The organism is Nostoc sp. JL33, assembly GCF_017114985.1.
In the GTDB taxonomy this organism is placed as follows: domain Bacteria; phylum Cyanobacteriota; class Cyanobacteriia; order Cyanobacteriales; family Nostocaceae; genus Nostoc.
In genome coordinates this window covers 91,331-109,770 of record NZ_JABXKP010000075.1, presented here as the reverse complement: position 1 = coordinate 109,770, position 18,440 = coordinate 91,331, and the positions used below count along the sequence as shown (strand labels likewise).

The window sequence follows — 18,440 nt, the reverse complement described above, 5'->3', positions numbered from 1 at the left end:
TGAAATTAAACCACTGCTGTTTATTGTAATAGATAAATAGTGCCTACTCTAAGTTGATAGTTATTTCACCTTATGAGTTTGGTTGCTGATCGGGAAACATACACTTATCAGAGTCACAACCACTAGGGCCAGCCTCTGTCATTTCGCCTAAATCGTAGCGGCTTAAGACTGCACAGAAATCATCTGTTTTGCGCCGTGCTTTCACCTCTTGATTCAAGCGATCGTAGGTTGGCTTATCTATTGGTTCAAATGGCAAACGTGGGAATGATTGCAAATCGTCAAAACGGGCTAAAAGAGCGGCTGAAATATATCCTTGATCATTCTGGATAGTTTCATAGATGCGCTGTCCCAAAGGTTCGATTTCATCAGAGCGAAGTTCCAAAGTAGCTGATGTGTTGTGAGTCACATACCAACGTTGAACCTGGAGGACAAAATCAAATTGGGCTAAGGCTGAAAACTTAGAAACATCAATTTCATCAGCTCCTGGTAAATCAGCCCAAGTTACAGAAACAGGGATTTCTACTAACCACTCACTCACCCTTTGATCAAAGGGATCATTGAGCAAATTGCCTTGTTCATCTTTGTCTGATTGAGAGGGAATGACGTTGTAACCATAGTCAATACAAGCTAAGGCTACTGGGTCATTTTTGCCGAAGGTTATCCGGCGAATAAATCTTTGCGCTTTCGGGGGATGCCATCCTGAACTAGCATTAGTTAATAAAGCCTTGGTGCCACTGGGTTGGACAGTAGTGCAACGATTGGGACGTTTGAGATTGTGGCGATCGCAATAATCCCAAACTACCCGATGTACAATATCTTTCCAGGAACTTAGATATTTTTCTTCCTCGCGCTTGAAAGCTAATCCTTGTGGAGTTGCAGGTCTTCCTGCTTCCCACCAGCGCAGCCAATCAACACCAAAAGCATGGACAAAGAAATCAAATAAACCTGTAAAAGAAACCCCCACAATCGGGTCTAATTCACGGCTGTATTGATAGCGTGGTTCCAGAAATTTGTGATTTAAAAGTGCTGCTACAGATAGCGCCCCAGCAGTGAAAGCCTCCTTTTGTTCTTTGTAGTTATGTGGGTCAATTTGATTGAGGTGAACCTCTGACAAATTGCAGTGAAAATTACTACCGATGATTTCCAGATTTGTTAACCTAGAGGCTTTTTATCCCCTAGTTCTACTGCTTGATTATTTGCAGTAGCTCCGCGTACATTTTGCAAATGTGACTTCAGATAATAAAAGTGTTTTTCACATACGCCCCCGCACTCTTGGAGAGATTATATTCTAGACAACAGTTTTGGATGTAATCTAGTTTCACTCTCTACGCTGTACGGTGTCAAAGGCTTTTTAGTTCCTTTGATTACCACGGGATTAGCATCTCAGCTTTCCCCGTTTTTGCGAGGTTTTTAACGTGAGGCAAAATCACTTACCACACGGATTTAGCCCATAGCGAGCCAAACGATGTTCTAGCTCATTAGCATCAAGCTGAGGATAGCGTTCCTGTAACCACTGTTTTGCTGTTCCTTGTTCATAAGCTTGCAAAAAATTAACTTTCAGAGCTTGTGTTGGCAGCAAATCAATGTTTGATCGCGCCACGGCTTCACCAGCCCATTGAATCGCTCCCTCGCCACTATAATACTGTTTGCGGACGGCATTCAGACATTCTTCTAAGGTTGGCTTGCGGTGAAAAACTCTCGTATGATTTGCCATCCTGAGTGCATCACGCTCTGGATCAATTCGCCAGTTGCCATTTTCATCTTGCTGCCATAAATTATCTTTGGCGGTGGCTGCTAGATGATCGCCAGAATCAAACTGACGCATCCCCGCACTTCTTCGGATATTACCTGCAACAATTGTGACAGCACCTTGATCGATTAACAAACAGCATTCAACTGAATTTAATTGTCGTCCTACAGCTTTATTCAGGATGGAGGCGCAACGCTGATAAAGTCCGGGCAATTTAACAGGGTTAGCAACTCCTCCAAAGCCGTTGAGAGTTTCTCCGGCTTTGCGGACATCGCTGATATCAACTAACACTTGTACAGACGCAAAATTTTGCGTCTCTACCTTGCCAAATTGTTCATCAGTGGAAAGTTCTAATAGGGTTTGATATGATTCAACCCAACCTTCACGGCTATCTCCAACGTGAATAGTGACGTTATTGCCTTCTATATGAGTTTCAGTATATTCACGCCGTTGTTGCACAGGAGTGCTGCCAATTTCACCTTGTACAGTGACATTTAGCCGATTACGGATGGGGGGCAACTGGTTAATAAAATGTGGTTCTAGGACGGCTCCAGTCCCACAGCCCATCATTGCCAAATCCATCATTAATCCGAAGGCACTCCAGTCTTGGAGATTGGTAGAGGTGCAATTATAAGCCCCGGAAAAATTCTTTGGCTTGGTGATCCAGTCTGTACCACCAACCCATAGCCAGCGCCCACTGGGCATAGCTTTCAAGTTGCGCTGCATCTTATCCAGTATGAGAGCTTCTTCTTGAGTTAGCTTTCCTAACTCGACTAAGCCCAGTAGAGTGCGATCGCATACCTCATCCCATGTTTCCCTTAGTCCCGCCTTTGTACGGCGGCTATAGGTTCTAAAAAATACGGGATTAGCAGCCGGTGCAGTTTCGGGAAATTTTGCACTCTGGCGTTTTCTTTCGAGTTCTCGAACCATATATCAAGTGTCTTGCGTTCTTGTTGCGTGCGGACAGATTATGACTATACGCCAAGTAGTTTTAGTATTAAAGATTGTCAAATTGTCCACTTTACGCTAGGGATAGACCGTACTATTTGCAACATAAATTTATGATGTATAATGTCCCTCACCCTTGGGTAGTATCTCAATATCGAGTATTAATTAGCACATTTTAACTCTCCCGTTCATTACTAGCATTACCATTTCTTAAAGCAGTTGAATTTACAAGCGAGGATGTCATGACTCAATATGACTATATTGTGATTGGTGCGGGTTCGGCAGGTTGCGTTGTCGCCAACCGGATGACACAAGATAGTGAAACAACCGTATTATTACTCGAAGCTGGCAACCCAGATACTAAACCAGAGATTCAAATCCCGTTGTCATCCCCCAACCTACCTCGCTCAGAACTGGACTGGGGATATTTCTCTGAACCAGAACCGTACCTGAATAACCGCAAAATCTTTTGTCCCCGTGGCAAAGTCTTGGGTGGCAGCAGTTCGATTAATTCCATGATTTATATCCGGGGCAATCATCACGATTATGACCACTGGCAGTCATTGGGAAATCCTGGTTGGAGTTACCAAGATGTATTGCCCTATTTCAAGAAATCTGAGAACCAGCAACGCGGTGCCGACGCATACCACGGGGTTGATGGTGAGTTGAGCGTGACCGATATTCAAGCCCCTACTGTGGCATCCCAACGATTTGTAGAAGCAGCCGTGGCAATCGGATATAACCACAATCCTGATTTCAATGGGATACAGCAATCAGGTGCGGGAATTTATCAGTTGACGGTCAAGGATGGTAAACGTCACAGTGCTGCTGCTGCATTCCTGGTGCCAATTCTCAAGCGTCCCAATTTAACAACGATGACAGGAGCGTTGGTGAGGAGGTTATTGTTTGAGGGAACCCGCACCATTGGCGTGGAATATATGCACGAGGGAACGCTGCACCAAGCCAGGGTCAACAAAGAAGTGATTTTAAGTGCTGGTGCATTCGATTCGCCCAAGCTGCTGATGCTTTCCGGCATTGGCGATGCAGAACACCTGCAAGCAATGGGGATTCCTGTCGTCGTTGATTTGCCTGGTGTCGGTCAAAACCTCCAAGACCACTCTCTGGTTCCTGTGGCACACCAGATAATTACCAGTCCTGTGGCACACGAGGTAATTGCTGGGTTAGACCCGGCAATTACCAGTAATGGTAACGCTGAAGCCGGATTGTTTTTGCATACCGAAGGTAATCTGGATGCCACGCCAGATTTACAGTTTTTCTTCGGTCCCATTCTGTGGATATCTCCTGGCCAAACCCTCTCCGGTTTGGGATTCACTGTTACAGTCAGTTTGACTCATCCCCAAAACATTGGCAGTGTCAGTTTGCTCTCGCCTGACCCCAAAGACCCACCGATTATTCGGATGAACTTTCTACAAAGTCAATCCGATGTCCAAAAGCTAGTTGCTGGGATTAAAATAATGCGTAAATTGTTTCATACAAGTGCCTTTGATCAGTTTCGAGGTGAGGAAATCAGTCCCGGTGCTGAGGTGATTAGCGATGAAGCACTCGAAGCTTACATCCGGGAATTTTGCGTTACGGGGTATCATCCTGTTGGCACCTGCAAAATGGGAACTGACCCAATGGCGGTTGTCTCGCCCGAACTCCGGGTACGCGGTGTTACGGGGTTGCGGGTTGTTGATGCATCGATCATGCCAACTCTGATCGGGGGCAATACGAATGCGCCGACGATTATGATCGGCGAGAAAGGAGCCGATTTAATTAAAGCCGCAGGTGGCGTTTCATCGCAAGTAGCTTCAGCAATGGCAAACTAACTCGCTGGCGCGATCGCCTGGAGATAACATAAGACTGTATTAACTACAGCTTCAACATTCATAACCACAACTGAAGCTGTATTAACTACAGCTTCAACATTTATAACCACAGCTTAAGCTGTATGAACTACCGCTTCAAATTTACTTATAACATTATGAGTCTTTATAAATAATGCTTAAGCTGTATTAACTACAGCTTCAAGTTTACTTATATATTATGACTACTTATAACTAATGCTTAAGCTGTCGTTACCACAGCTTTAAGTTTACTTATATATTCATGAGCGTTTGTAACCACAGCTTAAAAAAATGTTAGCTTGTGAGTATTTTTGGATCGCACTCCTGACGGTCTAGTTGAAAATCACTGGTGCTGAAATTACACCCTTTGCCTCTAACGCAGCCGCAACCCGTAAAATTAACGCTTCATTATATGGTGCTGCGATCAATTGCACACCTAAAGGTAAAGCATTTGGGCACTGAATTGGTACTGATAAAACGGGTAAACCAATAAAAGATAATGGTTGAGTAAATAACCCTAAATGTGGACGGACAAAAATTTCTTCGCCATCCAAAATCATCGTTTGTTGACCAATTAGCGGTGCGGAAATTGGTGTAGTTGGGGCAAGAATTACATCCACATTTTGAAAGACTTCGCGAACGCGATCGCGATACCATTTTCTAAAGCGTTGTGCTTGGAGATACCAGCTACTAGGAATTAACGCCCCAGCTAAAAAGCGATCGCGTGTTGCTGGATCAAAATCTTGAGGATGCGATCGCAACTTATGCAAATGCAGATTTGCGCCCTCGCTAGCTGTAATCACAAAAGCTGCTGCACGGGCGCGGTGTGCTTCTGGTATCGTTACATATTCAGTCACTTCTATTGCATCAGCTACTTTTTGCACTGCTGCTAAAGTTTCCAGTTCTGCGCCTTTGGTGAAATAATCAGCAGCAATGGCAATTCTGATATCAGAAATATCTTGATGTAGAGACGTTATATATAACGTCTCTACAGGCGGGCGCTTTGTACAAATTGGATCGCGATCGTCTTCTCCCTGAAGCACATCAAACACCGTGGCGATATCCTGCACCGAACGCGCAAAAGATCCAATATGGTCAAAACTGCTAGAAAATAAAGCTACCCCAGCACGAGATAAGCGTCCGTAAGTCGGCTTGAAACCAAAAACACCAGACAACGCCGCCGGAACGCGAATAGAACCATTAGTATCAGAACCCAGCGTCAACGGTACTAACCCAGCAGCAACAGCCGCCGCCGAACCACCCGATGAACCACCAGCAACTCGCTGTAAATCATGGGGGTTGTGAGTAGCACCATAATGGGAATTTTCCGTTACAAACCCATAGGCGTACTCATCCATATTCAAAGCACCAACCAGCACAGCACCCGCTTGTTTCAGCTTCGCTACTGCTGTTGCATCTTGGCTAGCTGCTGGATTTTCTGCATTGATTTTCGATCCCGCCAGAGTCCTTAAACCAGCGATATCGAAGAGATTTTTCACCGCAAAAGGCACACCCGCAAGCATTCCCGGATGATTACCTTGGGAAATTTCCCTGTCAATGCGGGCTGCATCTGTTAAAGCTGTTTCAGCAGTCACAGCCGTAAAACAGTTGAGTTGATTATCCCACGCGGTGATTCGGGCGATCGCAGCCTGAGTAATTTCCACCGCGCTAACTTTACCTTCACGCACAGCAGTTGATATTGTTATGGCATCGGCTGAATCAAAATTCATGCTGGAATATTAGGAGATAGCGCGTTTAGCTTTTTGAGTAATAGCAGTCTGCATAGTTTTTGCTAGTTGTAGCAAAATAGCCGTAATACCTAAACCTAAAATACAAGAGAATAAAAACCAAAAAGGCAGAAATTTATCTTGAGGATTTTTAGCAGCTTCTTGAAAAGCGATACGATTCAAAACGTTTGACCCGATCATAAAACCATATAGCGGACTTATTAACGATCGCACTTGTTCACTCAAACGTGTGAAATCATCACCTTCCACTTTAAATCGATCAGCAAAAGTAGACAACGTGTTAGCTATTCCCCAAAGACTATATATAGGAATTAAAAACCGCGCGATCGCACCTCCTGGCGTAATCGGATATTCCTTGAAGAGATTCCTTAAATCGGCATGGAGACGATATAGCCAAATCATAAAAACAATGATTGAAGTTAAACTGAACAGCAATGTAACTATTGATATCAGTGCATCAAGAGAAGCAAGTAGCTGATAAAGTGGCTGTGCTATGACTTGCAACAAAGATAATAGTGTAGAAGCAATACCAAATCCTAACAGCACCCAAAGCAACCGCACCAACAATCTACCGACACCCGCAGACTTCAATGAACTAGCAGCATTGAAATTATTCATCTGATTTTCCAAGGTATAGTCGGCTAACATCTTAGTATTGTTAGTTATACTTAAAACTAAGTAAAATTACTCAAACATCAACATAGCTATTCTTGAAGCCATCATGGTTCAAACACTGGTGCAACTTCAATATCCTCCGCTAGGGGAAACTCATTTACAAGATTAGCGATCGCTCTAATTCTCTCAAAATTTGCCACCACACTATCACGATACTCATCTCTTAACTCCAAATCCAACAACAACGCCATTTGGTCAACATACTCACCCACATCAAACCCTTCTCTTCTCATCTCTCCTCCTCTGTGCCGCCCTAGTTGCTACAAGTCTCTTAACCCACCCAACACACTGGCAACTCTATTGCCTCTGCGGTAGCCTGCGGCAAGCCGACCTGTGACCTGTATAAAACAAAAAGCTTTAAGATACCTTAAAGCTTTTTGTCTCTTATTATTTATTTGATTTAAAATTTGTCTGTTGGACTAACATAGCGATGTAATTGAGTCCCTGTTCTTTGCTTTTGCAAAATTTACCGAATCCATTTGGTTTAGCACCAAAACACAAAAAGCGTATAACATTGCGACATACAGCATAAACTCAAAAACAAGGAGTTCTATTTGGACAGAACTTATTTTGACCCTTTCTGCCTTTATCTCAGCATCCGATATATCCGTCCAATTTTCTAGCCACTCTCCATCAACGTCCTTAACAAATTGGTATATGGCATCAACTCCCATAAGCCTTTTAGAGCGTCTTAACTCTCTGGCGCTCTCTAGAGCAACTCTTGCTCTAGTAACTTTCTGTTCTTTGGGAATTTCAACTTGATAGGACATCATGGCTTTAACTGCTTATCTGTCTATATCAATTTTAGAATAACAGTTTTTCGGGATTTCGTCACTACACTGGAATGCTTCTTGTCCAATTCTTGACTCAATTTGATGGACTGTTGGGTTGTAACTTACAAACAAACCCCGATCAATTCCCCAATATTGTAAAGTATCTAACCATTTTTGCTGCTTTGGTTTTCTAGCCAAAATGTTGCATCTTCTATCAACTCTTCCAAAAGAAGCATTACGTGTTTTTTAGATACCAGTTGTCCAGATTTTTTATCAGCAATCCATCTACTCATTTCCCTTAGCCTGGATGCCAAATTTGGATAAGTATCTTGAGAATCTTGAATTAATCTTACTAAGTTAGACCTGATTTCATCTGGAGATTTTTGCACGCTAAATTTACTACCTAAATAAATAATCGATTTGCCCTGATGACAGCTATGCTAGTTGAGCGCCAATCGCAAGGATTCGGTTTTGATAACCATACCGTAATTGCACAAGCTTGAGCAGAAAGAGCGCAATCACCCTCTCGCAACGGTAATTATATTTAAGGATAAGTTCCGAGGATTTTTGCTTGTTCCCATTGTTCGCTTTTGGTGATATGTAAAATAGTGTTCATGGTAATTAATTAACAAATGCGCTTAATTTTATACAGTAAACCCGGCTGTCATTTATGTGAAGGTTTGCAAGAAAAGCTAGAACAAATCCAAAATCTCAGTTTCGAGTTGGAAATTAGGGATATTACGACTCGTGAAGATTGGTTTGCTGCGTATGAGTATGAGGTGCCGGTAATTTATTTATCGAACCGCAGAGGCGCAGAGGACACAGAGGAAGGGAGTGAGAAATTATTGCCGCGTCCTTCTCCTCGTGCTAGTGTGCAGCAGTTGGAGCAAATGTTACGTAAGTATTTAGCCAATTAGAAAAAAATAATGCAGAATAAGCGCAAGATTAAGAAGGTGACGAGGTTCACAAGATGAAATTGCGGGAATTACTAACGGCGGTAGATAGTGTTGAACAATTGCCTAGCCATCCGATAGAGGATGTGGAAGTTAGGGGTTTAAAGACGAATTCCCATGCTTGTATTGTGGGAGATTTGTTTATTGGGATGCCAGGAACGCGGGTTGATGGTGGGGAATTTTGGCAAAGTGCGATCGCATCGGGTGCCGTAGCTGCGATCGTCTCTCCCGAAGCTGCACAGAAAAATCCTCCCACAAATCAGGCTGTGGTGATCAGTGCAAGTAATATAACTCAAGCTTGTGCCCAGATAGCCAGTGCTTTTTACGGTTATCCGGGGCGAAAACTCAAGCTGGTAGGCATGACTGGTACTAATGGCAAAACTACAACTACTCATCTAATTGAATTTCTGCTGATCAAAGCTAATCTAGCTACAGCTTTGATGGGAACTCTCTACACTCGTTGGGCAGGTTTTGAGCAAACTGCTGCCCATACTACGCCGTTTGCGGTGGAACTACAACAGCAGCTAGCAAAGGCTGTAAATGCTGGTAGTGAGTTCGGGGTGATGGAAGTAAGTTCCCACGCTTTGGCGCAAGGTAGAGTGTTGGGTTGTGAATTTGAGGTGGCGGTGTTCAGTAATCTTACCCAAGACCATCTCGACTATCACAGCGATATGGAAGATTATTTTGCCGCCAAAGCCTTGCTGTTTAGCCCTGATTATCTCAAAGGACGGGCAATAATTAATGCTGATGATTCCTACGGGAAACGGTTAATCGCCTCCTTGGATTCTGAGCGCGTTTGGAGTTACAGTGTCAACGACAACAGCGCTGATTTATGGATGAGTGATTTAAGTTACGAGCCGAATGGTGTCAGTGGTACATTACATACACCAAAAGGTAACGTGCCTTTTCGATCGCCACTAGTCGGACAATATAATTTAGAAAATCTTCTCGCAGCCGTCGGAGCAGTTTTACACTTAGGGCTAGATTTGCAGTTACTGGTATCTGTGATACCTGAGTTTCCCGGAGTTCCCGGACGGATGGAACGGGTACAAATTAGTGCTGACCAAGATATTAGCGTGATTGTGGATTATGCCCACACACCCGATAGTTTAGAAAATTTGCTGAAAGCTGCACGTCCGTTTATACCTGGGAAGGTGATTTGTGTATTTGGTTGTGGCGGCGATCGCGATCGCACTAAGCGCCCAAAAATGGGTAAAATTGCTGCTGAATTAGCTGATGTGGCGGTGGTGACATCGGATAATCCCCGGACTGAAGACGCAGAACGGATTTTGTCAGATATTTTGGCGGGAATTCCTGACACAGTTGAGCCAACTGTAATTTGCGATCGCGCGATCGCAATTCGTACCGCAATTTTACAAGCACAACCCGGTGATGGAGTCTTGCTTGCTGGTAAAGGTCACGAAGACTATCAAATTCTTGGTACTGAAAAAATACATTTTGACGACCGAGAACACGCACGCGACGCTTTACACCAAAGACTAAACATCCAAGCCTAAACCAAAGGGTAGCACAGCTGTGCTACCCTAAAATGTGTATTCCAGAAAATTAAAATCGCCCATAATTGATTGTTCATGTTTCTTTCCGTGGGGATTTGTAAAAAATGCACACATAAAGGTGAAAATCGAAAACAGAATTATTTCTTGCTTCATCCTTGTTGTGCTTGACTCATGAATGTATCTCTGGTTAAGGATCTGTCTGTTTATCAACTGGTTATGGGAGTGCAAGTGCCTCCTAAACCATTGTCCCTCAGTCCTGCTACTCTGCTATCACTAGTGAGAGCGCAAATCGACTTACTCATTGAGCAGCAAATTGCAGCGACTTTATGGGTGAAGCTACCACCAGATAAAATTTGGCAATCAGAATTAGCGCGTTATCAATCCTCGGTAGGTGCGTCAAGTTTCATTTATACTTGTCAGATTGAGGAGAGCGGGAGAACGAAAGCAGGGAAAGAAAATATCCTCTCACCTCGCTCATCCTCATCCTCTCATCATGTCTCTATTCACCTACCAGCAGATAGCCAACTGCGACGAGAAAACTTTCTGATGGTGTTATCGCCCCAGTTTTGCAGTTTAATTTTGGCTTATCGACCACTTAAAAAACGCAAAAATCAGACATCAGGGAAGGTAAATAGTAATAAAAACCAGCCGTTGCTGATTATAACTACTGTTGAGGGGAGAATAATTCAGCAAGTATTAGATGGTATCCAAAAAGCGATGTCTGACGATAAGCCCTTGGAGTTCGGGAGTGACGCTTCTAACGTCGCTAACGCTGGGCTAACGCAATCGACGGAAACCGCCTTCGCCCAGCGTCCGGTAGAGAAGACAGCGACTCCCTCACCGCCGGACGTCTACGCGCCACAATCATCCCCAATTTTACCTGCTAGTTTTATTTGTCCAACTGTGCCCCAAGCCGCACTTATGAATCAATTGTTGGCAAAACAACTCCTGCGACAAGATGAAATTAATCGTCAAATCATCACAGTACGCGCCACCAAGTTGCAGCAGCAAAATCAAGAATTGCACAACAAAGAGCAACTCAAAGATGAATACCTGAAAAATGCGTGTCAGGAATTGCGTACACCGCTAACGCATATGAAGACAGCGCTTTCGTTATTGAATTCCCCTAATCTTAAACCCCCCCAGCGACAACGTTATTTACAGATGTTAAATACCCAGTGCGATCAGCAAAATTCCCTGATTACTGGTTTGTTGGAACTGTTGGAACTAGAACGGGATTTGGAGAGAACGGCTTTGGAGTCGGTGCGTCTCTCAGATATTGTGCCGGGAGTAGTCAGTACCTATCGAACTGTAGCCCAAGAAAAAGGAATTATCTTAACCTACACTGTACCGAATGAACTCCCATCTGTTTGGTGCGTGAGCGGTGGTCTGAGGCAAATTGTGATAAATATGCTGCACAACAGCATTAAGTTTACCCCTAATGGGGGTCAAGTATGGGTGCGTGCCCGGATTCAAGGCGATTATGTCCAATTAGAATTCCGCGACACAGGTATCGGTATTGCCGAAAACGAAATTCCCAAAATCTTTGATCGATTTTATCGCGTGCGTACAGCCGCAACTGAAGATTATGGTGGTGCTGGGTTGGGGTTAACAATTGTAGAGCAATTGCTGCTGCGCTCTGGCGGATCTATTTCTGTAAAAAGTAAATTATATGAAGGTTCCACATTTACAGTGCAACTGGCAAGTGTTGGCGATACCCCAAGAGCGATCGCTTCACAAAATGAGTGATGAGTTAAACGTACAGACGCGATTAATCGCGTCTCTCCAAACGCGTCTCTCCAAACTCCTAACTCTTAACTGTCGGCTTCTGCTTGCTAACTTCTAAAGGTAGAAAAATCGTCAAAACTTCCCCATAATGTGGACGCTGGCGCACAATCAGTTTGCCACCGATCGCCTGAAACAAATGCTTGGTTGCGGCGATATTCAAACTAATCGTACCCGTTTCTGGTTGGAACATCAGCAATTGACCAAGCGCTTTGCGAATTGGTGGCCTTGCAGGTGTGGCGGCTTTATTGGAATCTTTGCATCCGAATTGGGGCGATAATTGTAACTTCAATTGATCTCCAGCCGGGATAACTTGTACTTGAATATGGCTACCAGAGGGTAAGCTGCGAGTGAAATTCTCCATCAAACCAGTGAGTACCTGATCCAGCATGGCGGGATTACTTACCACCGTTGGTAGTTGCTGGGGTAAAATAACATTTAAAGTTAAGTTCCGCCGATGCGCTGCTTGTTCCCAACGGGGAATACTCTGCTGCAACACTTGATCTAAAGACATCGGCGTGAGTTGAGTTTTTGAGGGTTTTGCTGAGGCAGTAGTTTCCAGTTCTGCTGCCTTAAACAGCAATTCCATCCGGTCAATTTGCTCGGTACACTCGTGATCGATAATTTTTAAGCGATTGATCACCCCAGGATCTAAGTCGCGCCGCTTCAACAGCAGACGAGTCATGGTGCGAATAGTTGTTAAAGGCGTGCGGACTTCGTGAGCGAAGGCTTGGAGCAATTCCACATCAGGATTTGGGGATTGGGCATTGGGAGTTGGACATGGGTTATTCTCCTTGTCCCCCTTGTCCCCAGTCCCTTCTGCTTCTGTTAATTCCTGAAGCAAGAACTGGCTAAACTCAATCATCATGCGGTAATCTGGTGCTACCGGAGAATACTGTTCTATTAATGCATCCAGGCGGGCGAAAAATTCTGGATTCGCCAGCATTACCCTTGCGCCTAGCGATCGCCAAGCCTGCTGTACTACCTCTGGCTCAAAAGAAAATGAAAAGGTTTTTTTACCGTTTTTATGTGTTGCTAAAACCAGCACTAATCTAAATTTATCTGTAAAAACTAAGCAAAACTGCTCTGTCCCTAGCGGATCGGCAGGTAATAAGGGAAGTACCGATTCATGGGGAGCGATTTCTTCATTTACAGATGCGTTGGCGTAGCTCAACCCAGGTATCGCATCTGGCATCTGAAATGGCATCAACGCCAAGGGATTAAATGGTTTTGCCGTAAAAGTTACTGTTTGTAAGCTTTGAATCAGTTTTGGTTGACTAAATAAGGGTGCTGGTGCAGCTAAAACTAATCCTTGGGTTGTATCTGTTGAAGGATCTGCTAAAGTATTTAATAGCAAATGTTCTGTCGCTGCGAGGCTGACACGCCACTGTCGCTCTGCTTTAGCAGGTGAACATTCAGCTACACTTGATTGATTTTCAGCCAAGATTTCGCTCAGACTTGGCAATATCCATTTGTACACAGGCTTTCACCCCTTAATTCAAGAGCGACTAACAGCGTCTAGGGTAGACATTTCACTACTACCTAAGAGGTTATATCTATTTGTGTACTGATGGCAGTGGTAGAACCGAACAATTCGGGCGCAATTTCCCCTCTAAAGTGCGATGTCTACGACGGGCTACGCCGGAGGAGTTATCGGCTCAAAAAGACTCGCGCTGACTTTTAGTGATAGGTGCGGCGATCGCTGATTGATAATTGTGCTGATTTCAGTTCTCGAATCGGGATTGTAATTACAAACTCTGCACCCTGTCCCAGTGATGAAATGCATTGCAAAGAGCCACCATGCTTTTCAGTAATTATCTGGTAGCTTATCGATAATCCCATACCAGTCCCTTTACCAACTGGTTTCGTGGTGAAAAAAGGGTCAAATAGACGCGACTGAATTTCTTGTGGAATTCCTGCTCCATTATCAGCAATCCGAATCACGGCATTTTCATTTACCTGTTCACAAGAAATGCTAATCAAGGGATTTGGACAAAGTTCTTTTTGGAAACCCTCTTCTAAAGCATCGATTGCATTTGCCAAGAGGTTCATAAATACCTGATTCAGTTGCCCTGCAAAACACTGAATTTTAGGTATTTCACCATATTCTTTCACCACTTTAATTTCAGGGCGATTATTTTGTGCCTTGATTCGGTGTTGCAAAATTAACAGGGTACTGTCAATTCCTTCATGTATATCAGCCGTTTTAAATTCAGCTTCATCCAAACGAGAGAAGATTCGTAGACTAAGAACAATTTCACGGATGCGTTTAGCCCCCATCTTCATTGAGGTTAATATCTTAGGCAAATCTTCTATTAGGTACTCAATATCCGCTCGTTCATTAGCATTTTGAATTTCTGGCTCTGGGTAGGGATAATAATTTTGATAAAGCTTAATTAACCGCAGCAGCTGTTGAGTATAATCATCAGTGTGTTGGAGGTTACCGTAAATGAAATTAACCGGATTGTTGATTTCATGGGCAACCCCCGCCACTAGTTGACCCAAACTCGACATTTTTTCAGATTGAATTAATTGCATTTGGGTTTTTTGCAGTTGTTTCAGAGCTTGCTGAAGTTCTGTTTCTGTCTGTTGGCGCTCAACAATCTCGTCTCGTAATTGTTCGTTGGCATTGACCAACTCAACTCTGGAATGTTGCAGATCGTCCGCCATTTTGTTGAACGAGGTGGCTAACTCGCCAATCTCATCCTGAGAGCGAATACTAACTCTGGTATTCAGCTTACCTTCAGCCAGATATACCACAGCTTGCTGGAGTTGTTTAATCGGTTTTGAGATACTTCTGGAGAGCAGATAACCTGCTGCTAATGCAAATATGCCACATCCCAAACTAATAACCGAGGTGACAACAATATTTTTATAAGCTATTGCTAGCGCTGCTTCGTAAAGCGGCGTATATTCTAGAATTACTGCACCAAACGTTTCACCGTTGCTAGTCTTAAAAGCAACAGCAATCAATTGAATTCCCTTTGGGTACTCAGAACTGGTTTCAACATAGGTTCTTGGTATACCATCGTGAATAGTTTTACCAACTTCATTATTGCGATCGTGATCTAATCGCGTACCGATGTCTTCGGTAACTACATCTGCCAGAATGATTTTATTGCCGTCTACAATCTCCAGATCACGCTGACGTTGCTTATGTAGTGCTTGAACATGCTCTTGCAAATGGGCTAGCATCTCATCTCGCGATCGCATTTCGTGGTATTGCAACTCATGACTTACGAAATATCCCAGTAGTCCCGCAACTTCTTCAGCCTCTTGTAGAGCAAGATACTTAGCCATCTTCAATTGCTGATTGGCATTAATCGCACCAATAGTTCCTGAGAGAGTAACCATTCCTAGAATACCGGAAATTAATTTTTGACTAATTTTCATTCGTTGCTCGAAACCTCAAGTGCTGGCTACTGTGCTGATTTAGTTTTAGGGAGTTTGCCCTGATCCTAAAATTCCCAGTTTTCAGCCTGTAAGCTACAGAGTCAACAGCCATTTGCACAATCTTTAATCTGAGTCAATTTTGGCGATCCCTACGGCTGGCTACGCCTACGCATTTTTTTAGTAGATTAAATGAATTCGACAGATCCTATAGCGTCCGTCTATTAGCTCAATCAAAAGACCTCTAAGAGGTTTTACTAAAAAACTGTCCCTCTTTGAATGAACTACCCAGACCTACTTCGTAGAGGTCTGGCTTTCTGCACCCAGACCAGTAGACCCAGATTTTTGACGCTTCTTCGCCCCTAGTTGCTTCATGCTTCCAGCTTGTTTGCGGGTGCGTGAGGTAGAGCTAGACGACTCTGCGTCTACGAGGCTAGTTCCTAACCCCGGCAGTGTTCCCTTAGCCCAGTAAAGCATTACTTCAGCAGCAGCGATATCTCGGTCTTGAAAATAATTACAAACACCACAATCGTGAACTCGAATATCGAGTGTTTTTTTGTGTTGGTGTCCGCATTTTGGGCAGGTTTTTTGCAAATATTTGCATTAAAACTAATTGCATTTTGGTAGAATTTTCGGGTGAACAAGACCATGTTCATTTACTGGTAGATTACCACCCAGACAACAACATTTCTGATTTTACTTCTAGTCTAAAATCTGCCAGCAGTAGGGTTATTCGCAAAGAATTTAAAGAGCATATTGACAAGTTTTATTGGAAACCTTTGTTTTGGTCTAGCTCGTATTATGTTGCATCAAGCGGTGGCGCACCAATTGACAAATTAAAACAATACATTAAAGAGCAAGATGCACCAACTGAATAAATATGGATTGGTTATTTCCACTTCTCTACGAGACGCTGCGCGAACGTTCCAATAACCCGCTCTGATCCCTACCCTACTAAGAGTTGAGGGGTAGGGACTGCCGCGATACGTTCAAAGAGGAACAGACTTGAACTTTAGTTCAAGGCTAGGAGAGGTTCGTCGAACTCACGTTAGATTAGCAATATAGCAGTTCTCGTTGCGGTAGGGGCATAGCATTGCTGTGCCCCTATCAGTGGTACGCCAGTTCGCCCAAGTCGGGAGGCCCACCACGCGACTGGCTCCTGTATTCCATGCAATTGAGAACCGCTATAGACTATCTCACAGGTACTTTATGACTTCTTTTGAAACGTCAGTTGAAAATTTGGTACTAGTTGCTGGTGCTACTGGTGGAGTAGGGCAACTGGTGGTAGGCAAGTTGCTAGAAAAGGGCTTGAAAGTTCGTGTCCTGACACGCAATGCCGCAAAAGCCGAAGAGATGTTTAACCAGAGAGTGGAAATTGCCGTTGGTGACATCCGCCAGCCAGCGACACTGCCAGATGCAACGCTAGATGTGAGCCACATCATAAGTTGTACCGGAACTACTGCCTTTCCCTCTGCGCGATGGGAGTTTGACCAATCCCTAAACTTGATTGAATGGGGAATCACTTTCCTTAACCCCAAATCTAGTGAAGCAAAAGCAAAGAATAGTCCGGCAAAAGTCGATGCCCAAGGTATCAGCAACCTAGTGGCAGCAGCACCCCGGAATTTGCAGCGATTCGTTTTCGTCTCTTCCTGTGGAATTTTGCGTAAAAATCAGTTTCCTTTTAGTATTCTTAATGCGTTCGGCGTGTTGGATGCCAAACAAAAGGGCGAGGAGTCCATTATTAAGTCAGGATTACCATACACCATTATCCGCCCAGGACGCCTGATTGACGGGCCATATACCTCATACGACCTCAACACCCTTCTCAAGGCAAAAACAGGGGGTAAATACGGTGTAGTCGTAGCCACCGGGGATACACTTTCGGGTGATACCAGCCGGATTGACGTAGCTAGCGCTTGTGTGGAATGCCTTTTTCACCCAAGTAGTTCCAGACAAATTTTTGAACTAGTCAACCAGGGACAAAGACCGCCTGTAATTGACTGGGAAACTCTTTTTTCCTCGCATTAATCAGAAATTTTACCGAAAAAATCGCAAGTTCTGTCATAGATCCAAGAATCTCCGTGGCTTCAGCCCGGAGAGTGTCAAGTATTCCACCAACCCTTGAATGTTATTAGGGTTTGGTGTTGCTAGTGCCAGAGATTCTAATTCGAGTCTCACGTTCTGGTTTGTCTTGGTCAGGACTTACGCAATTGGCACAATGTGATCGTCATTCTTGAGCCTCCTGACCTAAGCCGCGCAGATATGGTACAGTTTCTTCTCCAAATCGGAGTTTTGCTGAGGGTTTTTCTGCTAAATACTTAGTTATCAATGTCTGAAAAGATTGCTTGATCAGTTTCCCGCCTCAGCATTTTCTGGGAAGCGCAGCAACTGATTTTATTGAAAAAATACACAGTCGCGATCGCTTACCATCTCTACTAAGGCAACACTTTCCTGCTGAGGATATTCCACTTTAAACCACTGAATCGAAGTTCAGTGGCGGTCTTAAACCCTTGTTCCCTTCAGCATAGCTGCCTCCAGCGCTGGAGCCTTTCTTGATAAAGCGAGTGACTGAGACACTAACTAATTGCAGCAGTGATTGTTTCATGCCCACTGGGAATTCATAATGGCAGCAAATTTACAGCCACGAAAACTACTAAATATTGTTTATTATATGGAATTACGGAAGCTATGCCTGCGGCAGACTACGCCCACGCGCCTTTTAATCTCCTTTTATTCTCAGTGCTTTTGTAGTTTGTTGCCTCTACAGACGGCAAACACGACTCTGACGTTACGGTTCACCCTAATTGCTGAAAGTATTAATTCTTATACATTAGACAGAGTGAAGGCAAATTAATCCATGAGCCAACTAAAAACACAATTTAGTTAGTTTAACCGTCCCAAGCAAGGTTCGGGAAACCACCCTTCATGGACTGGCTACCACTAAGCTTCAGTATATATATCAGCATAATCTGGAGTTTTAACCCCAGGAAAGCCAAACTAAAGGTATTCATGCTGAACTGGGTGATTTATTCACTCTGTTGGTTCAAAATTTAG

At 43.8% G+C, this 18,440-nt stretch carries 13 protein-coding genes and 5 pseudogenes; 6 read left to right on the top strand and 12 right to left on the bottom strand.

What is annotated here, in order from left to right:
• Positions 1-70: 70 nt before the first annotated feature.
• Positions 71-1,144 (bottom strand): annotated as a pseudogene (gene nrdJ, locus HWQ23_RS21870) (ribonucleoside-triphosphate reductase, adenosylcobalamin-dependent); the annotation flags it as partial.
• Between the two features lie 285 nt (positions 1,145-1,429).
• A pseudogene (gene nrdJ, locus HWQ23_RS21865) lies at positions 1,430-2,680 on the bottom strand (ribonucleoside-triphosphate reductase, adenosylcobalamin-dependent); the annotation flags it as partial.
• Between the two features lie 260 nt (positions 2,681-2,940).
• On the opposite strand from nrdJ (HWQ23_RS21865), the gene HWQ23_RS21860 reads away from it, so the two are divergent.
• Positions 2,941-4,527, top strand: coding sequence for a GMC family oxidoreductase (locus HWQ23_RS21860; RefSeq protein WP_292832684.1), 1,587 nt, complete (start codon positions 2,941-2,943; stop codon positions 4,525-4,527).
• A gap of 350 nt (positions 4,528-4,877) precedes the next feature.
• On the opposite strand, the gene HWQ23_RS21855 is transcribed toward HWQ23_RS21860, so the two are convergent.
• The 5 genes from HWQ23_RS21855 to HWQ23_RS21835 all read right to left on the bottom strand — a co-directional run bounded on the left by HWQ23_RS21855 (position 4,878) and on the right by HWQ23_RS21835 (position 8,130).
• A complete protein-coding gene (locus tag HWQ23_RS21855; protein WP_292832682.1) occupies positions 4,878-6,275 on the bottom strand; it encodes an AtzE family amidohydrolase in 1,398 nt (465 codons plus the stop codon).
• A 9-nt stretch (positions 6,276-6,284) separates the two neighbouring features.
• Positions 6,285-6,941, bottom strand: a complete 657-nt coding sequence (locus HWQ23_RS21850) for a DUF4328 domain-containing protein (RefSeq protein ID WP_292832680.1) — start codon at positions 6,939-6,941, stop codon at positions 6,285-6,287.
• A 71-nt stretch (positions 6,942-7,012) separates the two neighbouring features.
• Positions 7,013-7,201 carry a DUF4089 domain-containing protein gene (locus HWQ23_RS21845; RefSeq protein WP_292832677.1) on the bottom strand — a complete coding sequence of 63 codons (189 nt, stop codon included), beginning with the start codon at positions 7,199-7,201 and terminating at the stop codon, positions 7,013-7,015.
• A 186-nt stretch (positions 7,202-7,387) separates the two neighbouring features.
• Positions 7,388-7,741: a hypothetical protein gene (locus HWQ23_RS21840; protein ID WP_292832674.1), complete on the bottom strand. Its 354-nt coding sequence runs from the start codon at positions 7,739-7,741 to the stop codon at positions 7,388-7,390.
• Between the two features lie 164 nt (positions 7,742-7,905).
• Complete coding sequence (locus HWQ23_RS21835; protein WP_292832671.1) at positions 7,906-8,130, bottom strand: hypothetical protein; 225 nt, start codon at positions 8,128-8,130, stop codon at positions 7,906-7,908.
• 243 nt (positions 8,131-8,373) lie between these two features.
• Here HWQ23_RS21835 and HWQ23_RS21830 point away from each other — a divergent pair, with 243 nt between their 5' ends.
• The 3 genes from HWQ23_RS21830 to HWQ23_RS21820 all read left to right on the top strand — a co-directional run bounded on the left by HWQ23_RS21830 (position 8,374) and on the right by HWQ23_RS21820 (position 11,960).
• Positions 8,374-8,658 carry a glutaredoxin family protein gene (locus HWQ23_RS21830; protein ID WP_292832668.1) on the top strand — a complete coding sequence of 95 codons (285 nt, stop codon included), beginning with the start codon at positions 8,374-8,376 and terminating at the stop codon, positions 8,656-8,658.
• A 53-nt stretch (positions 8,659-8,711) separates the two neighbouring features.
• A complete protein-coding gene (locus HWQ23_RS21825; protein ID WP_292832665.1) occupies positions 8,712-10,211 on the top strand; it encodes a UDP-N-acetylmuramoyl-L-alanyl-D-glutamate--2,6-diaminopimelate ligase in 1,500 nt (499 codons plus the stop codon).
• A gap of 171 nt (positions 10,212-10,382) precedes the next feature.
• Positions 10,383-11,960 (top strand): DICT sensory domain-containing protein, encoded by a 1,578-nt coding sequence (locus HWQ23_RS21820; RefSeq protein ID WP_292832662.1) that lies wholly within the window; start codon positions 10,383-10,385, stop codon positions 11,958-11,960.
• A 58-nt stretch (positions 11,961-12,018) separates the two neighbouring features.
• Here HWQ23_RS21820 and HWQ23_RS21815 read toward each other — a convergent pair whose 3' ends face one another.
• The 3 genes and pseudogenes from HWQ23_RS21815 to HWQ23_RS21805 form a co-directional block, all read right to left on the bottom strand.
• Positions 12,019-13,476, bottom strand: coding sequence for a sensor histidine kinase (locus HWQ23_RS21815; RefSeq protein ID WP_292832659.1), 1,458 nt, complete (start codon positions 13,474-13,476; stop codon positions 12,019-12,021).
• A gap of 200 nt (positions 13,477-13,676) precedes the next feature.
• The gene (locus tag HWQ23_RS21810) at positions 13,677-15,389 is read right to left on the bottom strand and encodes a sensor histidine kinase (RefSeq protein ID WP_292832656.1); all 1,713 of its coding nucleotides are present in this window, start codon (positions 15,387-15,389) and stop codon (positions 13,677-13,679) included.
• A 291-nt stretch (positions 15,390-15,680) separates the two neighbouring features.
• Positions 15,681-15,974, bottom strand: a pseudogene (locus tag HWQ23_RS21805) (zinc ribbon domain-containing protein); the annotation flags it as partial.
• Here HWQ23_RS21805 and tnpA point away from each other — a divergent pair.
• Together tnpA and HWQ23_RS21795 are read left to right on the top strand one after the other, a co-directional pair.
• Positions 15,974-16,264: pseudogene (gene tnpA / locus HWQ23_RS21800) on the top strand (IS200/IS605 family transposase); the annotation flags it as partial. The pseudogenes HWQ23_RS21805 and tnpA overlap by 1 nt on opposite strands.
• A gap of 331 nt (positions 16,265-16,595) precedes the next feature.
• Positions 16,596-17,414, top strand: coding sequence for an SDR family oxidoreductase (locus HWQ23_RS21795; protein ID WP_292832650.1), 819 nt, complete (start codon positions 16,596-16,598; stop codon positions 17,412-17,414).
• A 75-nt stretch (positions 17,415-17,489) separates the two neighbouring features.
• Here the strand turns inward: HWQ23_RS21795 and psbV are convergent.
• Both psbV and HWQ23_RS21785 read right to left on the bottom strand, forming a co-directional pair.
• Positions 17,490-17,585 (bottom strand): annotated as a pseudogene (gene psbV, locus HWQ23_RS21790) (cytochrome c-550); the annotation flags it as partial.
• A gap of 271 nt (positions 17,586-17,856) precedes the next feature.
• Positions 17,857-17,991, bottom strand: a complete 135-nt coding sequence (locus tag HWQ23_RS21785; protein ID WP_292832648.1) for a hypothetical protein — start codon at positions 17,989-17,991, stop codon at positions 17,857-17,859.
• Positions 17,992-18,440 lie beyond the last annotated feature (449 nt).

Excerpts from the sequence above, each read along its gene's own strand:
- HWQ23_RS21860 (WP_292832684.1), top strand. The coding sequence starts at position 2,941 with ATGACTCAATATGACTATATTGTGATTGGTGCGGGTTCGGCAGGTTGC.
- HWQ23_RS21855 (WP_292832682.1), bottom strand. The coding sequence starts at position 6,275 with ATGAATTTTGATTCAGCCGATGCCATAACAATATCAACTGCTGTGCGT.
- HWQ23_RS21850 (WP_292832680.1), bottom strand. The coding sequence starts at position 6,941 with ATGTTAGCCGACTATACCTTGGAAAATCAGATGAATAATTTCAATGCT.
- HWQ23_RS21845 (WP_292832677.1), bottom strand. The coding sequence starts at position 7,201 with ATGAGAAGAGAAGGGTTTGATGTGGGTGAGTATGTTGACCAAATGGCG.
- HWQ23_RS21840 (WP_292832674.1), bottom strand. The coding sequence starts at position 7,741 with ATGATGTCCTATCAAGTTGAAATTCCCAAAGAACAGAAAGTTACTAGA.
- HWQ23_RS21830 (WP_292832668.1), top strand. The coding sequence starts at position 8,374 with ATGCGCTTAATTTTATACAGTAAACCCGGCTGTCATTTATGTGAAGGT.
- HWQ23_RS21825 (WP_292832665.1), top strand. The coding sequence starts at position 8,712 with ATGAAATTGCGGGAATTACTAACGGCGGTAGATAGTGTTGAACAATTG.
- HWQ23_RS21820 (WP_292832662.1), top strand. The coding sequence starts at position 10,383 with ATGAATGTATCTCTGGTTAAGGATCTGTCTGTTTATCAACTGGTTATG.
- HWQ23_RS21810 (WP_292832656.1), bottom strand. The coding sequence starts at position 15,389 with ATGAAAATTAGTCAAAAATTAATTTCCGGTATTCTAGGAATGGTTACT.
- HWQ23_RS21795 (WP_292832650.1), top strand. The coding sequence starts at position 16,596 with ATGACTTCTTTTGAAACGTCAGTTGAAAATTTGGTACTAGTTGCTGGT.
- HWQ23_RS21785 (WP_292832648.1), bottom strand. The coding sequence starts at position 17,991 with ATGAAACAATCACTGCTGCAATTAGTTAGTGTCTCAGTCACTCGCTTT.